Genomic DNA, 936 nt, shown 5'->3' with positions numbered 1-936 from the left:
CTCTGGATAATTTCCAGAATCATCCGTTCACTCTATCAATAGGAGATAAAAATCGTGATCGACCAAGACTTTAAAGATAAGCATCTGAGAGACAAGAAATTTAAAACCGATCGCCTAATTTTATTAGGAGCAGGAACCGCTTCAGCAGGTGGAGCCATTACCTTATTTGGTGAGCCAAGTAACGCTCAATCCACTGCATCATCTGCCATCACCCAGATGAACACAGATGCCACAGCGATCGCCGCTTTAGTTAGCGTCATTCAACCGATTGCAGTAGCTGCTGTCGTTTTTGCTGCCGCAGCACTCCTATTCAAGCGCTACCTTTATTCGTAGGTTTCCAAGTTCACCAGTTCACCAACCCCCTAAAACAATGAAAAAGTACTCCCTAAGACGAAGAGCATTCTCAGTAGTTTTGGGAGTACTTTTCGTATTTTTACAGTTTTTAGATGTTTCTCCCACCTTTGCCTTTCTAGATACGGTTTCAACCTCTTGTGAAAGAGATCCTGTTGGTTGTGAAGCTACTTTTGGGGTTGTTCGTTCTTCTGTAGGAACTGCTGGTGCAGCTAGTCCTTATGTGACTCCTACAGCGGTAGGTCTTACTACTGCTGATAAGATTGCTATTGTAGGCTCGCTTGCTGCTTTTGGTTATATGACAAACCAGAATATGGAGAACTTGCGAAAACAGGCGATCGCAAATGCTCCTATTAAGTATCCAGCGGGAACTTATCTTTTTGCTCCAAATGGCTCTGGAAGCGGTGCAGTTATGGGAATTTGTGTTACTCCTTGCTCTTTGAGTCATTCTGGTTTGGTTGATGGATACGATTTTGGCTATAAGGATGGATTTTTTTTAGGTAAGGGATATCCGAATCAGTTAATGGTTATTAGAGATGCCGATGGAAATCCTCCTTCACCCCTAAATCCCTCTCTATCTGATGC

2 protein-coding genes are annotated in these 936 nt (G+C 43.1%); both read left to right on the top strand.

From position 1 onward, the window contains the following. Positions 1–54: 54 nt before the first annotated feature. Positions 55–333, top strand: a complete 279-nt coding sequence (locus AC805_RS12615; protein ID WP_055075761.1) for a hypothetical protein — start codon at positions 55–57, stop codon at positions 331–333. A gap of 37 nt (positions 334–370) precedes the next feature. Then, positions 371–936, top strand: a 566-nt coding sequence (locus tag AC805_RS12610; RefSeq protein WP_156341400.1) for a hypothetical protein, incomplete at its 3' end; no start/stop codon positions are given.

The organism is Pseudanabaena sp. 'Roaring Creek' (assembly GCF_001402795.1).
In the GTDB taxonomy this organism is placed as follows: domain Bacteria; phylum Cyanobacteriota; class Cyanobacteriia; order Pseudanabaenales; family Pseudanabaenaceae; genus Pseudanabaena.
This window is presented reverse-complemented; position numbering and strand designations above follow the sequence as displayed.